Source organism: Kamptonema sp. UHCC 0994, from assembly GCF_029167235.1.
GTDB lineage: Bacteria > Cyanobacteriota > Cyanobacteriia > Cyanobacteriales > Microcoleaceae > Kamptonema.
In genome coordinates this window covers 15,412-31,816 of record NZ_JARFTR010000173.1, presented here as the reverse complement: position 1 = coordinate 31,816, position 16,405 = coordinate 15,412, and the positions used below count along the sequence as shown (strand labels likewise).

Genomic DNA, 16,405 nt, shown 5'->3' with positions numbered 1-16,405 from the left:
GGTTTCTTTACCGCCAGGATGGCGGCGTTACGTAGAGTGTGGATAAGTTCTGTTAATCTCAATGAATATTCTGTTTGAGAAACGAGAGATCCACAGTACCAAAATTGACAACTAAAGCTACATTTAGATTTTCCAGAGATTTGACCAACCACCGCATATCATCTAAAGCTTTACCTTCATAATGATTGAACAAAATAGAAAATCGCTTTTCTAACTCAGGTTTAACTTTGCGGGAAAGCAGCGCAATTTTTAGCAGCAGACTTGTTGCTCTTGCCGGGCCCAGGTTAGAAACCAAATCGTAAAAGACATAGTGGTTAGGATGTTCTGGGCTTTCTATTACTAGAAAATTAAATAAATCGCGGCAAGTTTCAATTAATAATAAGTTATTAAGCTTCTCAGAATCGCTCTCAGGAAAAGTGCTTTTTAGCTGCTTATATAAGCGGTCATTAAATTGGCGCTTCCCGTAACCAGGTTTAATAGAAGATATCAAATATTCATATAAATCTTCCTTAAAAGCTGCATAGGATTGAACCTTTTTCGTGCGGACGAGGAAAAACTGAGCCGATTCTCGGTAAGTGCGGGAACCCTCAACTTTTCCCGCAAATTCCTTGACAGCAAAGTTCAATTCGGCATCGCTCAAAAGGGTAGGATTTAACACAGACTGCATCGGGCTTACTGTATTTTGCGATTGCCTAACTAAATAGGTTAAATATTGGGACAACTCCATTTCAAATTGCCACTGTTTTTGAGATTGGATGTGCCGGATAGTTTGCTGATCTTCGTAAGAACTATCTCTACTTAGCAGACAATGATTATATAAATATGGATATCGATAAATTAATTGACCTACTGAGGAATTAATCTCTTGTTTATTTACCTCTGTGTCGGGATCTACAACTTTAACTAGCCGATTTAGAGCCAGATATTCTTCACTTTTTGTGAACAATTTTATCTGTTCTTGTAAGCGTTTAACTATGTAAAATTCTGCGGAATTACGCGGCGCATTATTCTTAAATAAAGCTATTAAATCTGCAATCGCAGCTTTATGTTGGGCGTGCAACTGCCAACGGTTAATGAGGATGTGGCAGCAGCGGTAAAGGATATATTTAAACTCTAGTTCCTCACGTTTCACAGAAATAATACTATATAAAGCCGCTTCTACCTTCCGATCGGGATATCCTCTGCCGTCTATAAACAATTTGCGAAAGCGATCTATTATCTCCGATGGTGACTCTGTTTGTACGCAGTAAACTAGGTGATCGTACAACAGTTGTTCATCGCTAGAAGCAGAGTTAGGTTCATAAATAATAGGATTAATAATCGGCGTTATTTTTCTCGGTGATTCTAGTTGTGTTGATTCTTGGAGAGAGGCAGATTTAGATTCATAAAAACTAGGAAAAATAATGGGCTTTGATTCTCTATGTGATTCTATTTGTGTCGAGCCTTCAATAATTTCTGGGGATATTATGTCTTCACTACTTTCCGATATTTCAGAGTCACTAAATTGACCCATTGAAACGTCATCATTAGTATAATTATCTTGAGGTTTTCCTGCAACATTTTGGCAGGAAATCAAAAATTTATAGTGTTCTCCGCTTAATTTTTTATCCGCTGTCCAGGCTAAGGCTTCCTGTAATTCCTTCCCGATCAATAGTCGTGAATCATCCACATAGCCTGAAGCTAACCACCCTGCGAAGGCTTCCCGATAGGGAGCTAGATTTTCCAGTTCTTTTTCAACCCAGCTAGAATTAAAAACAGACTCATAAATGGGATTATAAACTTTTAATTTATTATGATATTTAACGACCAATCCTGACAGCCGTAGTTCTATTTGTTCGGGAGAGTCATCAGCAATTACCCCTCCTGTCTTAGTAAGGGGGTTTTGCAAAATTTGCTGGTATAGCACCAGTAACCGACAAGTATTATGGCGGCTTCGCAAAATGCGATCGCGAATTGTCTTTAAATGTTCTGGTTCATCTTGTGCTTCCCAGTTGTTAATAATACGATCTTTTACTAAATCCTCAATGTACTGAGCCTCAAAACCTTGGGGAATAAAAGATGGAGATGCTAGTACCAATTTACAAACTTTTTGAGTAAGAAATGGTTTGCCGCCCGTCCAAGCTAATATTTCCTTAAGCACTATTCGGGGCTGAAAGGCTTTCAGCGCTAATCCTTTAATTAAGGCAAGACTTTGCTCTAGTCTAAAACCACTTAAATGTATTGCTCGACCAATATTAAAAGGAGTACGAATTTTGTCTTTAATCAACTCAGATGGGGTAGCTACTCCCAACAGAGCAAAGGTAAGACGATTATATTCCGGCTGATCTGATCGCTGATTGTACCAAGCACGAATCAAAGCAAAAAAATCATCTACATTAAAACTTAAGCTGAGTGTACTGTCAATTTCGTCTATAAAAATTACCAGATTTTCAGTAACTTCTCTGAGTAATATTTCGTGGATAAATACATCTAATCGCTTCACAGGAGCAAGCATTTCATGGTCGCTCCACCAACTGACAACATCAAACCGATCTAATAGATTGAAACTACTTGCTATAGTGTAGATTAGTCCTGCATACCACTGTTCAGGTTTGATGTCTTGACAGCCAATTGTTGTCAAGTCAATTGATGCACAAATAATGCCCGAATCTTGCAGTCTTTTCATAGTTTGCACCCGCAAACTAGATTTGCCCATTTGTCGGGAATTGAGGACATAGCAAAATTGTCCAGCCTTCAGACCTTCGTAGAGTTCATCATCTGCTTGTCGCATCACATAGGTGGGAGCATCTATTGGTAGACTTCCCCCGACTTGATATTGATAATTTAAGGTTAGTTCTGTCTTCATCTATTGGGTGTATAAACAACTCCCATATCATTTATCAAAGTTTTTGTCAAGATATATTTAGCTTGATGAAGGGCGATGCCTGCGGCTGGCTACGCCTACGCACCGCAGCTAAAATTTTTTATGTAATTCTAAGAAGAGAAGGAAACAGTAATAAACTAAGTATAGTTAAACTGTTCGATTTTAGCTGTAATATTGTAAACATCCTGCCTTCCAATGCTTCAGTTTGGTAGTGCTATTCTCTGGGTGTACCAAAAGCAGGCAATAAAAAACCTCAGCAATTTGCTGAGGGGGCGAGTATGCGAAAAATCGTTAATGACTGCGTTCTTCAATTTACGTAGGATTGCATGGCTCCCTATGTTTTTTTGAAGATACACCCTGATATATTAACTACCCGATGGATTAACACCCTGATGGTTTAACTCCCTGATAGATGACCGCCCTGATGGCTTTCACTCCACTACCCAAAAAAGCAGAGTGGGTGGAAGATCGTGGACACTACTAACACTTCACTTCCGGCTTTTCTGGTCGCTCAGGTGTGTCTGTCTGGAATCAATTATTACAGACAGCATTTCCTGGATACAAGAGGTCTATTGCACAGACCCACTTTACCCGACCAACCTGCCAAAAAGTGATTTGTTAGGTTCATCAGGGTCATCATCATGAAAAAGAGTATCTTAGTTTTAGGGTTCATCGCCTCCGCAGGCTTCTCCTTTTTCAATCTCCCTAGCCTTCGAGCATCTGCATCCGAGCCATCAGCGAGCGTCACGACTGCACAGAAGAGTTGGACTCAGGTCAACTACACTGGAACGAATGAGGATGGCGATAAAGAGGACGTAAAGACAGGTAAAAAAGGGAAATAGTTCCTGTCCTTCTGCGTTTTATCTCGTTGTTCGGAGAAAGTAAGACGAGCTACGGTCTGAAGTTACGCCTGTGGACAAGAAGGAGCCGACTCCCTTGGTAGAAGCAGGAAGTGAACATCGAATCTGCCGTAGGTAGATTTGAGTAGGTTTCATGGAGCGGATGAGAGGATAGGATAATGGGATGGACGAGAAAATTTATTAACAGGGCTAGTTTGGGGACGTTTCTACATCCCTTGCTCCCTCCATCCCCACCCCTCCTACCTTTTTGCCCCCTGAAGTTCCTGAGTGTCAAGCCCCAATCGTAATTCCTCCAAAAACTCCAATGGAAAACTCTCTCATCACTACCCGCAGACAGCGGAACTCGACAAAAACCCAGGAAAGGCGGCAGGCGACACCGAAAGAAAAAAAGTTAATTCACCTGTTGGCAAATCTGGGATGTAGTTTGGTTCGCTATGACTACAAGCACTCGACTACCAAAGGAGTGATCCCGCCAGATGAACGGAAACATTTAGCTGAGTGGCACTATCTCCGACTTCAGCAAATTCGCAGGGTTGAGCGCAGTTTAGAACCTGTGGCAACTCTCAAGCGGGTTTATTACAAGAGTATTCTCAGCCCTAGAGACCTCAAGTCACTGAAATTGCTTTGGGTTGATGATGAGGGCAAAAATAGGGTTAAGCGGGTCGATCCAGATTTGGATCTGGTACTGACGGCAGCTCTCGATCGCGGAGATACTTTGAAACAAATTTTTTACAGCATTGAAGTAAAAGAACGCCTTTTTTCGCCGACTCCCGCTGGCGGCCCAGTGCCTTTTTGGGTGCAAGAATGGGAAAATTCGGACTACGATATAAACTTTTTCCCTCCTTCGTTCCCCGCATGGGCTTCTATTGTTGATGATTAGGCTAATGGTTAACTGTTAACTGTTAACTGTTAACTGTTAACTGTTAACTGTTAACTGTTAACTGTTAACTGTTGCCAAGATGGCGGCGTTACTGATGGTTTTGCGTAAGTCCTGAATTAGCAATTAGCAATTAGCGATTAGCGATTACAAATTACCTTTGCCGCACCGGCATTTCAATTACAAATTCTGCGCCGTTTCCAGGTGTAGAAATGCAGGTGATTTTGCCGCCGTGCTGCTCGACTACGATCGAGTGAGCAATTGACAGCCCTAAGCCGGTTCCCTTGCCTACAGGTTTAGTGGTAAAGAAGGGGTCAAAGAGTTTTTTGCAGACGGATTCTGGTATCCCTGGCCCGTTGTCAGCAATAGATATTCCTATGCGATCGCGGTCTGCAAGATAAGTGCGAATGGCGATCGTAGGGGTGCGATCGCATTCAAGTGTTGCTTCTCTTTTACTCTGCTCTTCTAAAGCATCAATGGCATTAGCCAAAATATTCATAAGTACCTGATTCAACTGCCCCCCGCAACATTCTACTTTGGGCAGTTTTGCATAATTTTTAACTACCATTATCTGCGAAGTGCTGCCTTGAAAGTTCAGGCGACTTTGCAAAATTAGCAGCGTACTCTCGATGCCTTCATGGATGTTAACCAACTTCATCTCAGCTTCGTCTAGGCGAGAGAAAGTCCGCAGGGATTTGACAATTTCTCTGATTCTCTCTGCTCCCACTTTCATGGAATTAAAAAGTTTGGGTAAATCGCCAGAGATATACTCCAAATCTATATTCTGTATTTTATCTGATATTTCTGCGGTGGGCTGTGGATATTGGTTCTGGTAAAGTTGAACCAGTTGCAAGAGCTCAAAACTGTAATCTTTGGCAGGACTGAGATTGCCGTAAATGAAGTTGACGGGGTTGTTAATTTCGTGAGCTACGCCAGCAACTAACTGCCCCAAACTCACCATTTTTTCATTTTGAATTAACTGAGATTGAGTGTTTTTCAATTTCTGCATGGCAACTTCTAGCTGCACAGCTTTTGAGCGCTCTCGTGCTTCGGAATCTCTCAAGGCTATAAGAGCTTGTTTGCGCTCAGCAATTTCAGTTTGCGCCTGTTCAAAAAGTGTTGATTGCTGGATGGCGATTGCTAATTGCCAGCTAATTTGTTTGAGACATTCGATCTCAGGTTCCTGCCATAGACGCGGGCCATTACAGTTATGAGCAATCAGCAAACCCCACAACTTTTGACCTTGCAAAATAGGAGCGACTAAATTAGCTTTAACCTGTAAATCAGCGAGTAAATTCACATAACATTTATTGCGATCGCTATTGATAATGTCGCAGTTTACATTAACCAGACCTTTCAGATATAGCGGGATGTACTTTTCGATAAAGCAGTTGTCTTCAATATCTAAACCGAGAATAGGCATCCATCCTGGCTCCACTGATTCCACCACTACTACTCCCGTCCAGTTGAGGTTAAAGCGATAAATTACTGTGCGCTCAGTTTGCAAAAATTGCCGCACTTCTTCTACAGTAGTTTTCAGGATTTCCTCTAAGTTGAGAGAGGAGCGAATGCGATCTAAAATTGTCCCTACTAGCCTTTCCCGCTTTAATTGCTGCTGTAAGGCAAATTCGGCCTGTTTGCGGTCAGTAATATCCATTGCTGTGCCGAATAGCCGCACGACTTGACCGGATTCATTTTTAAATGCTTTTCCCTTACTATTAATATGCCTTATTTCTCCGTCAAGGCGATAAATACGGTGGTCTAAATCATAAGAGACACCTTCAGTTATTGCTCTTTCAACTAATTGTTGAAAGTCACTTCTATCTTCTAGATGAATTTGTTCTAAAAGTTCTGGAAAGCTTGGGATTTGACCTAGGTTGTGGCCGTAAATTCGGAATACTTCTTCAGACCAATTAATTGTTCCCGTTGCGATTTCAAATTCCCAATTACCGATGTGAGCAATTTTTTGAGCTTCCTGTAACTCTTGGGCCAATTGAAAAGCAGCTTCTTCTGCTGCTTTGCGATCGCTAATGTCTTTGTTCGTACCCGACATCCGCAGGGGCCCGCCCCAGCGATCGCGCTCTACCACTTTACCCCCAGCTAAAATCCACTTCCAAATGCCTTCTTTACTCAGCATCCGAAATTCAATTTCATAGGCGGGAGCGCGACCTTCCACATAAGCTTTTAAAGCTGCCATTACTTTTGGCAAATCTTCTGGGTGCAGTAGATTTTCCCAGGCTTGATAATTGTTTTCAACCTCATGTACTTCATAGCCCAGCATTTTCTTCCACTGGGGATCGAAATAAGTTTCTGCTGTGGCTATATTCCAATCCCAAAGCCCCAAAGCGCTACCCTCTATTGCTAACTGCAACCGCTGTTCGCTGATCCGCAAGGCAGACTCTTTTTGTTTGAGTTCGGTGATGTCGGCAATAACTGCGATCATCCCCACTTTGTTCCCAGCATTGTCTACTATACAATCAGCCCGTAATTGAGTTTGTACAATCTCACTCTGCTTAGTTTTGAGTTCGACTTCACCGCTCCAAGAACAGCCTTTACGAAGGCTTTTAAATATCTCCCTCAATACGCTTGATTTGGTATGAATTAAGGCCGGGCCGCCGGCTTCATTTAGTTGCTCAACTGTGTAACCATAGCGGTGAATAAAGGCTTGGTTATGGTAAATTGAGTTGCCGTCTAAGTCTGCGATCGCAACTGCATCGCTAGCGCTTTCTACAGCAGCTCTAACTTGTAGTAGAGCTAGTTCTGCCTGTTTGCCACGAGTGATGTCAAAAATCAGTCCGTCCAGCCATAAAACTTCACCATTTTCAGATAATTTTGCCCTGCCTTTTTCAGCAATCCACCGCACCGAACCATCGCAGTGAATAATTCGGTATTCCAAATTATAGGACTCTCTAGCTGCTGTTGCCATCGCAACTTCATGGCCGACCATTTCTCTATCTTCAGGATGAATAATACTGGCAAAACTTAATCGGTGATTTTGAATGAAATCGACCGCTGGATAACCACTAATCGCCTCAATTTCATCACTGATAAATTCCATTGTCCAAGCTGAGTCGTATAAGCCTCGATAAATTGCGCCCGGAAGGTTTTCCACCAGAGATCGAAATCTTTCCTCACTCTCGCGCAAAGCTGCTTCTGTTTGTTTGCGCTGAATATGAACGCCTAACTGAGTCGCCGCCGCATTTACTAACTCAACTAGACGTGATTCTTTTGTCGTTTTAGTTTTCTTAAAGAAAACTAAAACTGCTAATACCTCAGAGCTACTACAAATTGGCACGCCAAAACTGGTTTTCAATCCCATTTGGACGGCAATTTTAGTCCTTAGAAAAACTGGTTCTTTAATCTCGGAAACATCTTCTATCCATTCTGGCTCACCCGACAACCAAATTCGCCCCGGAAGTCCAATTCCGGCCGCAAATGTCAACTTTTTACTTTGGTATCCAAATCCATCTAAGTCTTCATCGCTGGCATACCAAATTTCGCTGTATTCTAAAAAATTACCGCTAGCATCGGGAATCCATGCTTCGCCAAAATTCCAGCCAATTGTCCTACACAATAACCGCAGAACATCTGCTAAAGCACTTTGAAAGTCTTGAGATTGACTAATGGCTTGAGTGGCTGTTAGCAACAAGCGAATTTCTTCTTCTGCTTGTTTGCGTTCTGTAATATCAGTTGCCGTACCTAAAATCTGGGTTAGTTTACCTTCTGAGTTCCTAGAAAAGGCGGTATCCCGGCTAATTAACCAGCGCCAATAGCCGTCTCTGTGACGCATCCGATATTCAATTTCAAATATCTCGCCATCAACTCCGTTGTCAATTTGTTGCCAATATTCAGGAATGATAGCAAAATCTTCAGGGTGCATCAAACCTTGTAATATTTGCGTTCCGATTTCTTTGGTTTCTTCTACTGTATAACCCATAACCTCAGCTATACAGCAATTCGCATAGATATTGCGTTCTTCTGCAATGTCGTAAACGTACAAAATATTGGGACTTGATGTGGCAATTTTTTCAATAAAACGTTGACTTTCTTCGAGTTTAGCTTGCTGCTGCTTGTAGCTAGTAACATCTCGAATTGTGCCGACCAACATTTGACTACCGTTTGCATTTTTAAAGACGGTTTTCTTGGTAGAAATTACGCGCTCTATGCCTTCGACACTAATCAATATTTCCTCATTTTCATCAGCACTACCTGCCATAAATATGTGGTTGTCTTTTTCCCAAGAAATATCGGCTTTTTCTTCGGCCAGAAGATCGTAATCTGATTTGCATAGGAGTTCTTCACGCGGCTTGCCTAAAAGTTGACAAAAAGCATTATTAAAGACAATTAAGCGATGGTGTTCGTCTTTAACAAAGATGGGGTCAGCAATTGCATTCAGAGTATACTTTAGGAAATCTTGGGATGCTTGTAACTGCTCTTGGGCTAATGTTTGATGAGTGATATCATTCAAGGTACCCGCAGTACCGGAGATAGTGCCATTGGGAGCAAAAATTAGACGCGCTTGCACTTCAATCCAGCGAAAACTTTCTCCTTTAGTCAGGTAGCGAATTGTATAGCGACAGGCTTCTTTTTGACCTTCAACTAATGGTCGTAAATAATCTATATTCCGTTGGCGATCCTCTGGATAAATATAGTTTAAGAATGGATTCCCCAAACTTTCTGGTATGCCAAATCCTGTAATTTCTGTCCAAGCAGCATTCAAAAATGCCCAATTTCCAGCGGCATCTACTTGGAAAATGACTTCTTTAATATTATCTACTAGGGAGCGATATTTTTCTTCATTTTGCCGCCAAACTGTTTGTCTATTCTGTCGGGCGATGGCATTGCGGAGGGAGCGCATTAGCAGTTGACTATTGACTTCTCTTTTGACAAGATATTCCTGCGCTCCAGCTTGAATTGACTGGGCTGCTACTTCTTCATCGCTGTTAGCTGTAAGTACAATAATCGGAATATTTAAACCATATTCTTGCAGTCTAGCAACTGTCTGAAATCCTTTGCTGTCAGGAAGTGAAAGGTCTAGTAATATTGCGTCAAAAGTTTCTTGGCGCAAATGTTCTAGAGCTTGACTCAGCCGAACAACTGGAGTCAACAAAAGCGATTGCGTTCCCCTATTTTCTAATAGCAATTCTTGAATGAGTTCAGCATCGTCTGGGTTATCTTCGACTAGAAGAACTTTCAAGGAGGTGTCGGTGGAAGTCGGTGTAAGAGCTGATGTCATGAGTGCAAGTTATCAATAAAAATCTCAAAATCTGCGATCGCTACATTTAGCTTACCTTTTGTAATTAATACTAAGTTGCATTCAGGCTGCATATCACATTTTACACCTTCATCACCAAGCCGCTAATTTTGACCGGAATCTAGAGCGGCAAAAGCACTGCGGTTGTAGAAACTTATTTCTATTATATCAAAAAAAATCTCAATGTAAACTATACTTCTTGCCAAAATATTGTAGAGGCTGGTGTAGCCGGATGTTGGCTTAATATTTACGCAGTAAATATTAAATTTTATCAATAATCTGCTTGGGCAGAATTACTGTAAAGATACTGCCTTTACCGAGTTCAGATTTAATTGTAATCTCGCCTTGGAAAGGTTTTAAAAGTTCCAGACAAGTATAAAGTCCTAATCCTGTTCCTGTAGGCGATCCCTCTTTCTCTTCCTCGCCTTTAGCAGGTTTGGATGTGTAGAAAAAGTCAAACACATTTGACAGTTGTTCTGGCGGTATTCCGCAGCCTGAGTCTTCTATATCCATGTATATTCGGTATTCGTCTTGCCTAGTAACAATAGTCAAGGTTTGATTTGTCATATTCCACATAGCGTGTAGTGCATTGTCTATTAAATTGTGGAATACCTGGGAAAAATAAGAATAGATTAAAGGCAAGTTGGGAAGGTTTTCGTCAAATAAATATTTTTTATTAACTTTATGCTTAAAATGCAAATTTGACTCTAAAAGTTGCAGTTCTTGCCGCAACAACTCATTCAGATTTACAGGTTGCAACTCTCCCCTTTGGTCTTTAATACTCTTGAACATTAAAGTTTCCATAATTTCATTAATTGCTGCTACCGAACGGTTAATATATTTACTATAATTAAACAATGATTTATCCTCAAGTTTTGCTGCTTTAGCTTCGATCAAATCAACGCTAGTCTGGATGATTTGTAAGGGACTTCTCAAATTGTGTACCATGCCTTGAGTTAATCGCCCAATAATAGCGGTTTTTTGCTGCTCTATTAGCTGTTTGGTTTTTTGTTCTACTAGCTTTTCTAAATTGCCGTTGAGTGCGGCTAGTTCTTCATTCTTTTCTTGGAGTTTTTTTTGCAAGTTGCAGATAGTCAAATGTGTTTGAATGCGGCTCAATACTTCTTCGTGCTGAAACGGCTTAGTAATGTAATCAACAGCCCCAGATTGAAAACCCTTGACTTTATTTACTGTATCAGAAAGGGCAGTCATAAAAATTACTGGGATGTCTTTGGTTGCTGGGATTGCTTTCAGCCTACTACAAGTTTCAAACCCGTCAATTCCTGGCATCATTACATCTAAAAGTATCAAGTCTGGTCGGACATATTCAAGTTGCTCGATCGCACTTTCACCGTCGAGTGCTACTAATACTTTGAAGTTGCAGTTTCTTAAAAAATCGAAAAGTACATCGAGATTGGTTTGATTGTCATCAACGATGAGAATGATACTTCTTGCTGAGTTTTTGCTTTTCATATTCTCTAGATTAACTTTACTTTTAGAAACAGATAATTTATGATTTGAAATTTATATAACACTGCCCTCAAGTCGGTCAAGAAAACGCCCAGAGGGCGGCGTTACAATTGTGTAAGTCATGTAATTATGAGTTTACTTTAGATATTGCTTTAAAAAACCCCGGATTTTTTTAAGCTGAAATCCTTTAGCAAGTTGGCGTAAATGGGCAGCAAATGGGACTAATTTTGGATCGTATGCTTCAAGTCTGCTAGTTTCCTCTAAAATCGCTTCGATGTCGCCAATCGCCACCAGTTTTAACAATCCAGCAATTGATTCGGAGTCAGGAGTATGTATGGAGGCGGAACAGTCAAGAGACTTTTTCAATTCCTCTTTTTTTCTGCTTCTTTCTTCTCGATCTTCATAAATCCATTCTAAACCCAAATGTATCCGTAGCCGTTCTAAAAGTTGCGCTGTTTCTACAGGTTTGCGGAGAAATTGATCGCAGCCGGCGATCAAGCTTTCTTCCTGAGTATTATGGAAAACACTGGCACTCAGAGCAAGCACAACTACATTTTTTAGTTCTGGTAACATTCGCAGACACCTGGCGGCTTCAAATCCGTCCATAACTGGCATTAGCAAGTCCATTAAAATCACATCGGGGAGAAATTCTCCTGCTTTTTTCAGACAGTCTTTCCCATCTACGGCCTCCATAATTTCAAAGCCAATACGGGAAAGTAACCTCCGCAACATAGCGCGATTGAGATCGTTATCATCGACTATTAACACTTTCCGCTTATTACCTGTGAAACCAACAAGTCTGCCTTTGTCTGGCGGTGTGGCTGATTCGCAGTAACTACCTGCTGATGGTAACTCTAAATCTACCCTGAAAACACTGCCTTTCCCAAAGCTACTTTTGACAGTAATTTCACCCCCCATCATTTTCACTAATTTATAGGTGATAGAGAGTCCCAAACCTGTACCTTCAATAGAATAAATGGGATCGCTTACTTGGTAGAATGGCAAAAATATTTCTTCTAATTTGTTTTCCTCTATGCCAATGCCAGTATCTTCTACTTGAAAGCGAATTTTTCTAATTGGTAATTGGTAATTGGTAATTGGTAATTGTTCGTTGTTCGTTGTTATTTGTTCCTTCCTATTGGGAATTCCCTGTCCCCAGTCCTCACTCTCTAGTTCGCAGTTCCCAGTTTCTACATAGCCGACTTTAAAAATTACGCCACCAGTGTTCGTAAACTTAACTGCATTACCCAGTAAATTTATCAAAACTTGCCGCAACCTTTTATTGTCACCACAAACACAGGTAGGTAGGGAAGATGTTTGTTCGCAAGTAAAGGAGATGTTTTTTTGTGTGGATCGCATTTGAAATAGATCGGCAATATTCTTGACAAAGCTAGGCAAATTAAACTCTATAGGGGAGAGTTCCATTTTTCTAGCTTCAATTTTGGATAAATCTAAAATATCTTCGATTAGAGTAAGTAAATGTTCGCCGCACTGCTGAATATTCCCCAGACTTTCCTGCTGGTCTTCGGTGATATTTTTGTCTGCTTTGATCAATTGAACATAACCCAAAATTCCGTTTAAAGGTGTGCGGAGTTCGTGGCTCATATTGGCAAGAAATTCGCTTTTGGCACGGTTAGCGCCTTCTGCGGCTTCCTTGGCTTGTTGCAGGGCTAATTCTGCCTGTTTGCGATCGCAGATTTCAGTTTGAGCTTGTGCAAATAAGGTTGATTGTTGAATGGCAATCCCCAACTGCACGCACAACTGTCTTAGAGATTCTATCTCGGAGAGTTGCCACAGGCGCGGGCTCGTGCAATGATGGGCAATCAGCAGCCCCCAAAGCCGAGTTTGGATTGGGGATTTTGAATTGGCGCTCTTATATTCTGAATCGGGACTATTTTGCAGAATTGGTACTACCAAAAAAGCTCTCACCTGGAACTGCATCAGCAGATTCAGATAGCAAGCATTTAAATCGGCGGAATAAATATCTTCTACTGCTTGAATTCTCCCCTGCTCGTAGAGGGAAACATAGACTTCTGTAAAACAATTATCCTGAATATCTTGACCAAGAATAGAAATCCAAGAATCACCAACTGACTCGACAGCTACAAAGCCGCTCCAATTAGGGTTAAATCGGTAGATCACCGTGCGATCTATTTGCAAAAATTGCCTAACTTCCAAGACGGCGGTACTGAGGACTGCTTCGAGATTAAGAGAGTGACGAATGCGCTCAACACAGGCTCCTACAAGTCGTTCTCGCTTTAACTGCTGTTGCAAGGCGACTTCGGCTTGTTTGCGTAAGCGAAGCTCTTTATAGACATCGCTAATGTCACGAGCTACCCAGATTACAGAATTTTCCGAGACGGGAGAAATAGTAGCAAAAAACCACAATTCACACTCGCCTGCGAGCAAGCTGTACTCAAAATTAACCGTCTGCTTTGTTTCTATAGCTTGCCGAATTTTACTCAAAAACAGCTCGTCCCTAGGCTCGTTTAAAAATTTTTCTACTGTTGGAGTAACAATATCAGTACCATCAGGATAAAGCCGAGCAGGATTAGTGGGAGCAACTTTTACATTAGTTGCTTCGGAATCAATAACGAGTATGATGTCTGTCATTGCTTCAAACAAAGCGTTCATTTCCGCATAGGAATTTTGTAGCTTTTCTTCAAGAATTTTGCTGTCGCTGATGTCTTTATGAGTACCAGTCATCCTTAGCGGTTTATTCCCTTCATCACGAACTGTTACTTTTCCGCAATCTGAAATCCACTTCCATGCGCCAAATTTACTCAGCATTCGATATTCTGCTTTATAGAATTCAGTTGCACCTTCTAGGTGTTTATTCCTGGCGGCAATTGCTCTTTCTCTATCATCTGGATGTAGTAATTTTTCCCAGGAACTAATACTTTCTTCTATCTCATCAATTTGATATCCGAGCATGGTTTTCCACTGAGCATCAAAATAGGTTTTTCCGGTGCTAAGATTCCAATCCCATAGTCCGAGAGCGCTAGCTTCCATTGCTAAGTGAAAGCGCTCTTCACTTTCGCGCAAAGCTGCTTCTGTTTTTTTTCGTTGGATGTGTAAACTCAACTGAGCCGCCGCAGCTTTTACGAGTTCAACTAAACGAGGTTGTTGGACAATCTTAGTGCGGTTAAAGAAAACTATCACAGCAAAAACTTCTTCTCCTTGACAAATTGGTACGCCAAAACAAGCTTTTAATCCCATTTGAGCGGCGATTCGCGAGCGCGTAAAAGTTGACAATCGGACGAGGGAAATATCTTCTATCCATTCTGGCTTTCCTGTCAGCCAAATTCGCCCTACCAAGCCTACTCCAGGGGGATATTGAAAATTTTTGCTTTCGTGCCGGAACTGTTCTAAAGTGCGATCTCTAGCATACCATCCATCGCTACATTCTAAAAATGTGCCGTCAGCATTAGGAATCCAAGCTTCTGCAAAATCCCAGCCAATGTTAGCACAAAATAATCCCAAAATGACTGTTAAGGCATCCTGAAAATCCAGGGCGCGATTAATCGCACCAGTTGCTGTCAGCAATAACCGGATTTCTATTTCTTTTTGCTTTTGTTCGGTGATGTCTGTCGCAGTGCCAAGAATTTGTTTTAACTTACCTTCTGGGGTTCTAGTAAAAGCTGTATCGCGGCTGCAAAGCCAGCGCCAACTGCCGTCTTGATGTCGGATTCGGTATTCGATTTCAAAGATGTCCCCATCACTACCATTTTCTATTTGTTTGATATATGTCGGTATTCTGACTAAATCTTCCGGGTGCATCAGAGTGGGGAAATTTTTATCGCTTAGTGATTGAATTTCTATTGCTGTATAACCGAGAATCTGCGAGACACCAGAAGAGACGTAAGGAAAAGATATTGAATTCTCTAGTGAGAGTTCTAATTGATAGATTATTCCTGGTAGGTTTGCTGCTAGACTTTGGAACCTAGCTTCACTTTCTTCTAGGGCTTTTTCTTGGCGCTTCAAGTCTGTAATATCTCTGATAGTCCCTAATAAAAATTTACTCCCATCTGCTTGTTCAATCCTAGTTTTTTTAGTCGAAATTATGTGCAAATTTCCCTGGATATCCGTAAAATTTTCTTCGTTTTCGTTGGTGAGTCCCGTCCTAAATACGAGTTCGTCTTTTTGCCAAAAAATATCAGCTTCTTCTTTAGGAAAGAACTCATAGTCTGATTTGCCAATCAGTTCGCTACGAGGCTTTCCAATTAGTTGGCACATGGCATTGTTTAAAATAATCCAGCGATGCTGTTCATCTTTGATAAAAATGGGATCGGGATTGGCATTAATTATGTGATTTAAAAACTCTTCTGAGGCTTTTGCTGTTAATTCATTGCCGTTCCTCTCCTGAGAATTATCGATGGTATTTGAAGAGGGGATAATGGCTATACTGCCTAGAGTATTGTCAATGACAGAGCGATATTTTTCTTCACTTTGCCGTAAGGCTTGTTGGCTATGTTGGCGCTCGACTGCATAGCGTAGAGAGCGAATTAAAATTTCGCTGTTTATTTTTATTTTTACTAAATAGTCTTGAGCTCCGGCTTGGATTGACTGAATGGCTAGTTCTTCATTGGTATCGGATGTTATTACTACTATTGGAGTGTTTAGGCTGTATGTTTTTACTCTGGCAACAGTATCTATGCCTCGACTGTCAGGTAGTGAAAGGTCTAATAAAATTGCGTCAAAACTTTCTTGATTGAGGAGTTGCTGGACTTTGCCGATCCGCTCTACTCTGGTAATAGATAAGTGCGCTCCAAAATTGCTAGTTAATAGAAATTCTTCAATTAATTCTGCTTCTTCTGAATTATCTTCTACTACTAGAAGTTTCAACGGAGGGTTGGTCAGATTGTTTTTAAGAAATGTTACCATTTTTTTAACTATTTTAATTATTGTGTAAAGGTGTTTGCCGCAGGTATAGCAACCGCCAGGGCGGTTAGGGGCTAGGGGCTAGGGGCTAGGGGCTAGGGAAAGAAAGGGAAGAAGAGAAGAGAGGAAGAGAGTTAATGGTTTGGGCCATAAACGAGTGTCTTAACTGCCTTGGCGGTTGCTATATTTAAACCTCGAAG

General features: G+C 41.2%; 6 protein-coding genes. 2 read left to right on the top strand and 4 right to left on the bottom strand.

What is annotated here, in order from left to right:
- Positions 1-58: 58 nt before the first annotated feature.
- Positions 59-2,845, bottom strand: coding sequence for an AAA-like domain-containing protein (locus PY364_RS16290; RefSeq protein ID WP_275524059.1), 2,787 nt, complete (start codon positions 2,843-2,845; stop codon positions 59-61).
- A gap of 659 nt (positions 2,846-3,504) precedes the next feature.
- Between PY364_RS16290 and PY364_RS16285 the strand changes: the two genes are divergently transcribed.
- Positions 3,505-3,705 carry a hypothetical protein gene (locus tag PY364_RS16285; protein WP_275524057.1) on the top strand — a complete coding sequence of 67 codons (201 nt, stop codon included), beginning with the start codon at positions 3,505-3,507 and terminating at the stop codon, positions 3,703-3,705.
- A 322-nt stretch (positions 3,706-4,027) separates the two neighbouring features.
- On the top strand, positions 4,028-4,603 hold the full coding sequence (locus tag PY364_RS16280; RefSeq protein WP_275524055.1) for a hypothetical protein: 576 nt from the start codon (positions 4,028-4,030) through the stop codon (positions 4,601-4,603).
- Positions 4,604-4,754: 151 nt separating this feature from the next.
- On the opposite strand, the gene PY364_RS16275 is transcribed toward PY364_RS16280, so the two are convergent.
- The 3 genes from PY364_RS16275 to PY364_RS16265 form a co-directional block, all read right to left on the bottom strand.
- Positions 4,755-9,836 (bottom strand): PAS domain-containing protein, encoded by a 5,082-nt coding sequence (locus PY364_RS16275; RefSeq protein WP_275524053.1) that lies wholly within the window; start codon positions 9,834-9,836, stop codon positions 4,755-4,757.
- Positions 9,837-10,115: 279 nt separating this feature from the next.
- Positions 10,116-11,327 carry a hybrid sensor histidine kinase/response regulator gene (locus tag PY364_RS16270; RefSeq protein ID WP_275524052.1) on the bottom strand — a complete coding sequence of 404 codons (1,212 nt, stop codon included), beginning with the start codon at positions 11,325-11,327 and terminating at the stop codon, positions 10,116-10,118.
- A gap of 132 nt (positions 11,328-11,459) precedes the next feature.
- Positions 11,460-16,208 (bottom strand): PAS domain S-box protein, encoded by a 4,749-nt coding sequence (locus PY364_RS16265; protein ID WP_275524050.1) that lies wholly within the window; start codon positions 16,206-16,208, stop codon positions 11,460-11,462.
- Positions 16,209-16,405 lie beyond the last annotated feature (197 nt).

Bases quoted from the DNA above. Each gene is read 5' to 3' on its own strand.
- PY364_RS16285 (WP_275524057.1), top strand. From the start codon at position 3,505: ATGAAAAAGAGTATCTTAGTTTTAGGGTTCATCGCCTCCGCAGGCTTC.
- PY364_RS16290 (WP_275524059.1), bottom strand. From the start codon at position 2,845: ATGAAGACAGAACTAACCTTAAATTATCAATATCAAGTCGGGGGAAGT.
- PY364_RS16275 (WP_275524053.1), bottom strand. From the start codon at position 9,836: ATGACATCAGCTCTTACACCGACTTCCACCGACACCTCCTTGAAAGTT.
- PY364_RS16280 (WP_275524055.1), top strand. From the start codon at position 4,028: ATGGAAAACTCTCTCATCACTACCCGCAGACAGCGGAACTCGACAAAA.
- PY364_RS16265 (WP_275524050.1), bottom strand. From the start codon at position 16,208: ATGGTAACATTTCTTAAAAACAATCTGACCAACCCTCCGTTGAAACTT.
- PY364_RS16270 (WP_275524052.1), bottom strand. From the start codon at position 11,327: ATGAAAAGCAAAAACTCAGCAAGAAGTATCATTCTCATCGTTGATGAC.